4 protein-coding genes are annotated in these 4,706 nt (G+C 72.8%); 2 read left to right on the forward strand and 2 right to left on the reverse strand.

What is annotated here, in order from left to right; genetic code table 11:
• Positions 1–301: 301 nt before the first annotated feature.
• Complete coding sequence (locus tag ACIRBY_RS38605) at positions 302–772, reverse strand: MarR family winged helix-turn-helix transcriptional regulator (protein WP_403910129.1); 471 nt, start codon at positions 770–772, stop codon at positions 302–304.
• 93 nt (positions 773–865) lie between these two features.
• Here ACIRBY_RS38605 and ACIRBY_RS38610 point away from each other — a divergent pair, with 93 nt between their 5' ends.
• On the forward strand, positions 866–1,789 hold the full coding sequence (locus tag ACIRBY_RS38610; RefSeq protein ID WP_403910132.1) for a zinc-binding alcohol dehydrogenase family protein: 924 nt from the start codon (positions 866–868) through the stop codon (positions 1,787–1,789).
• A gap of 267 nt (positions 1,790–2,056) precedes the next feature.
• Complete coding sequence (locus tag ACIRBY_RS38615; protein WP_403910135.1) at positions 2,057–3,355, forward strand: hypothetical protein; 1,299 nt, start codon at positions 2,057–2,059, stop codon at positions 3,353–3,355.
• A gap of 93 nt (positions 3,356–3,448) precedes the next feature.
• Here the strand turns inward: ACIRBY_RS38615 and ACIRBY_RS38620 are convergent, their stop codons facing one another.
• Positions 3,449–4,435: an aldo/keto reductase gene (locus ACIRBY_RS38620; RefSeq protein WP_403910138.1), complete on the reverse strand. Its 987-nt coding sequence runs from the start codon at positions 4,433–4,435 to the stop codon at positions 3,449–3,451.
• Positions 4,436–4,706: the final 271 nt, after the last annotated feature.

Genomic DNA, 4,706 nt, shown 5'->3' on the forward strand with positions numbered 1-4,706 from the left:
TTCCTTTGTACTCACCCTCTCGGGCTTTCCTCCGGGCTTTCGTTCTTTCCTGCGTTTCCGACTCTATCAGACTCTTTCGTGTCCGACTTCCTCGGTGCTTTCCAGGTTCTTCGCTTTCGCGTTTTCCCTTTCCGGCGGTTCCGACTCTATCAGAAGTTTTCCACCGGATTTCCCGGCTTCGACGTTCCGAATGAAGAGTCGAGGGCACCCCGCATGGAATTCGATTCGCTGAGGGGTGGGTGTCGCCGAACTTGTCCAGTTCGAGGCAACCGTTTGACTCTACATCCCACCCCCGGGGGTGTCAAAACGAGGCGGGCCCCTCGTGGACGCGCCGCAACAGCCCCATCAGGACGACCTGTTCCTCCGCCGTCAGCGGCGCCAGGAGCTGCTCGTTCGCCGCCTCCGCGAGCTCCGCGCAGCGGGCGAGGACCGCTTCTCCCCGCGCGGTGACCGTCACGGCGTTCTTGCGGCGGTCGGCGGGGTCGGGGGTCCGCAGGACCATGTCCGTTTCCTGGAGGTGGTTGAGGATCCCGACCATGTCCTTCGGGTCCACCGCGAGCCGGCGGCCCAGCTCCGCCTGTGCGACCGGGCCGTACTCGGCCGTCGCCGCCAGCACCGCGTGGTGCATCAGCTTCAGCCCCTCCGCCGCGAGGGCCTCGGCGACCAGTTCCCGTCCGCGCGCCGCGACCCGGCCGACGAGCCAGCTGGGGAGGGACTGGATGTGCGTGAGGGGCGGGGGCGGGGGCGGGGGCGGGGGCGGGGGCGTGGCCATGGGCCCACCCTACCCGTGGATCGTTGGACATCCCTACGACTTTCGGCATACCGTTGGGATGTCCAACGAAATGAACGGATCGGGGGAGGTCCTGTGCTGCGCATCCGCCACGAGGTCAACGGTGGGCCCGAAGTGCTCTTCACCGAGGAGGTCGACCGCCCGGAGCCGGGGCCCGGGGAACTGGTCGTCCGGGCCGAGGCGATCGGGGTCACCCTGCCCACCGTCCGCAAGGTCCGGGAGGGAAGCGGGCCCGTCCCGTTCGGCGGGGAGGTCGCCGGGACCGTCGTCTCCATCGGAGCGGACGTCACCGGGTTCTCCGTCGGGGACCGTGTCACCGGGCTGTGCTTCGCCCACGCCTACGCCGAATACGCCGTCCTGGACAGCGCGCTGACGACCGCCGTCCCGGACGGCGCGACCGCCGTGGACGCGGTGGCGCTCGTGCGCAGCGGGCTCGTGGCGCGCGGGGCGTACGAGGCGGGGCGGGTGCGGCCCGGCGAGTCGGTGCTCGTCACGGCGGCGGCCAGTGCGGTGGGCGGCCTCGCCCTCCAGCTCGCGAAGGCCGGCGGGGCGGGGCGCGTCGTCGCCGCCGTCGGCAGTGCCGACAAGGCCGGGTTCGTCCGCGGCCTGGGCGCGGACGAGGTCGTGCTGTACGAGGACGCCGACTGGGGCGCCCCGTACGACGTCGTCCTCGACGGTGTCGGCGGCGACCTGCTCGGCCCTGCCGTGCGGGCCCTGGCCATGGGCGGGCGGCTGGTGGCCTTCAGCTCCGGCGGCGGCACGGTGGAGGCGTACGAGCTCCTGGTGCGGGGCGCCTCGGTGATCGGCTTCCAGATGCGGGCCATCGCCCTCAACCGGCCCGACCTGTACGCCCGCTGGCAGCGCGAGCTGTGGGAGCAGCACGCCGCGGGCACGCTGCGCACCACCGTCCACGAGGAGATCCCCCTCGCCGAGGCGGCCCGCGCCCACACCGTGATCGAGCAGCGAAGCAACCGTGGCAAGGTCGTCCTCGTACCGTGACGGCGCCCGGGGCCCGGGCTCCGGGGCCCGGCCTGCGGACGTGGTCGACACCGGCTGAACCGCTCGGTCTGTCAGGTGTCGTACGCGCCGTCCCGCGGAGCCGAGAGGCCCAACCGATCCGGATGGAGCTCAGCCCGGTCGTGCTCGCCGTCCTCGTCCTCGGCATGGCACTCCGTGATGAGGCCGAGGACCACACCGTCAACGGTGAGCCGGAACGGCTGGATCGCGATGTCGCCCGTCGGAGGGCGTCCCCTAAGGTGCCTGCCCATGGACGCTGCCGATCTCGACCGCCGGTTCCGGTCGTACTCCCGTTGCATCCCCCCGTACGTCGTCTCCCGGCTGCTGGAGCTCGGCCACGTCGAGGAGGTGGCGTTCCAGGCCGGCCGCGGGGAGTGGTTCTGTGCGCGGGAGCTCGCGGAGCGGTTCGCCGGGGAGGGGCGGCGGGCGGAAGCCCGGAAGCTGCTCGACCCCTACGTCGCCACGGGGTGGTGGACGGCGGTCGAGGCCGCGGCCGGGCTGCTGGAGGCCTGGGGGAGGGCGGACGAGGCGATCGCGCTGGCCCGCCCGCACGCCGAGGGCGGGGGACGGGAGGCGCTGGCGTTCCTCGGGCGGCTGCTCGCCCGGCAGGGGCGGAGCGCGGAGGCGTTCGCGCTGCTCCTCCCCCACATCGGCGACGCCTTCCTCGCCGTCGCCCTGGTCGACGTCGCCGGTGGCGCGGGCCGGGACGAGGAGGTCGCCGCGCTGCTGGCCGACCGCATCGCGGCGGGTCACCGCTGCGAGGACCCGGCCTGCCGGCGCACCGATCCCGCGCCCGCCGGCGCGGCGCACCTGCTCGCCACCGTCCGCGAACGCCAGGGCCGGGTCGACGACGCGCTGGCCCTGCTGCGGCCCGGCCCCACCGCCTCGCCGGTCCACGGCCATGAGCAGCTCGCCGGCCTCCTGGTCCGTACCGGCCGGATGGAGGAGCTGCGGGTGTACGCCGAGGAACTCGGGGCCCCGGCGCGCCGGCTGGCCGAACTGCTGGCGGAGCGCGGCGACTTGGAGGGGGCCATCGCCGTGTACCGGAGGCCGGGGGCTTCGGAGGACTTCCGGCGGTTCGGGGCGGTGGAGCTCGCGGCGCTCCTGGAGCGGCACGGCCGGGGCGGCGAGGCGATCGAGGTGCTGCGCCTGCTCGCGGACGCGCCCCTCGGAGCGGAGGACTGGCTCGTCCGCAGGCTGTGCACCCTGTACGCCGACCACGGCCGCGCCGAGGAGGCACTGGCCTACCTCGACGACCTCAAATCCAGCCGTGGCGACGAGGATTGGGGCTTCTTCGAGATGCGGCTGCCGCTGCTGGCCGCCTGCGGCCGGCGCGAGGAGGCGCTCGAACTGGCACGGGCCCACCCGGAAGGGGAGACCTCGTACGCGGCGTCGTCCATCGCCCTGCTCCTCGCCGACGCCGGCCGCGTCGAGGAGGCCGTGACCGTGCTCGAAGCGCACGCCTGCGGCACCACCACGGACCTGGCCGAACACCTGATCATCCTCGGACGGGTGAAGGAGGCGGTGGCCGTCCTCCAGCGGCACTGACCGCCGGCGGCCCAAGCCGGCGGCCCAAGCCGGCGGCCGGGGCCTGCCGGCCCCTGCCGACGGCTCCGGGCCGTGGTGGGTGCAGCGGTCCGCTCAGTGGTTGACGAAGCTCAGGCTGGACTCGTCGTAGCGGGCGCCCGCGATCTGTTCGCGCGGGGCCGCGGCCTCGATGGCGGCCAGGTCCTCCGCCGTCAGCTCGATGGACAGGGCGGCGAGGTTCTCCTCCAGGTACCGCTGCCGCCGGGTGCCGGGGATCGGTACGACGTCCTCGCCCCGGTGCTGCACCCAGGCCAGGGCCAGCTGTCCGGTGGTCACGCCCTTGGCGGCGGCCAGTTCCTCGAGCTTGGCGACGATCGCCAGGTTCCGGTCGAGGTTGCCGTCGGCGAACCGCGGCTGCGTGCGCCGTACGTCGCCCTCCGCCAGGCCCTCGACGGAGCTGTAGCGGCCGGTCAGGAAGCCCCGGCCGAGCGGGGAGAAGGGGACCATGCCGATGCCCAGTTCGCGGCAGACCGGGGCGACTTCCGCCTCCAGGTCCCGGGTCCAGAGGGACCACTCGCTCTGGAGCGCGGCGATCGGGTGCACCGCGTGGGCCCGGCGGATCGTTTCCGTACCGGCCTCCGACAGTCCGAGGTGGCGGACCTTGCCGGCCTGGACCAGTTCGGCCATGGCCCCGACGGTCTCCTCGATCGGCACCTGCGGGTCGACCCGGTGCTGGTAGTAGAGGTCGATGTGGTCGACCCCGAGCCGACGCAGCGAGGCCTCGCAGGCCTGGCGGACGTAGGCGGCGTCGCCGCGGATCACGGTGGGCTCGCCCAGGCGGTTGGCGAAGCCGAACTTGGTGGCGACCACCGCTTCGTCGCGGCGTCCGGCGATGGCCCGGCCGATCAGTTCCTCGTTGTGCCCGAAGCCGTAGAAGTCGGCGGTGTCCAGGAGGGTCACCCCGAGGTCGAGGGCCCGGTTGAGGGTCGCGATCGACTGGTCGTCGTCGGAGTCCCCGTAGCCGTGGCTCATGCCCATGCAGCCCAAACCCTGTGCGGAGACCGCGAGTTCGCCCAGGTGCCGGATGCGTGCGTCGATCATTCTGGTGCCCTCCTGAACTGGAAAACCGTCTGCTCACGACGCTAGGTCTTGGAGTGCACTCCATGTCAAACGATCACCCGGGGGGCATGTCAGGTCCCGTCCCGCAGTCGACGCCCGCCAGGCCGTCCGAGCCGATCGGGTCGGTGTCGGTGCGGGCCGAGCGGGCCGGCCTCCTTCGGCCTCCGGCCCGTAAACGCAGAAAAGCCCCGCACCAGAAGGTGCGGGGCTTTCCCACAATGATTGTTCGGCGGCGTCCTACTCTCCCACAGGG

Source organism: Streptomyces sp. NPDC096136 (assembly GCF_044763325.1).
In the GTDB taxonomy this organism is placed as follows: domain Bacteria; phylum Actinomycetota; class Actinomycetes; order Streptomycetales; family Streptomycetaceae; genus Streptomyces.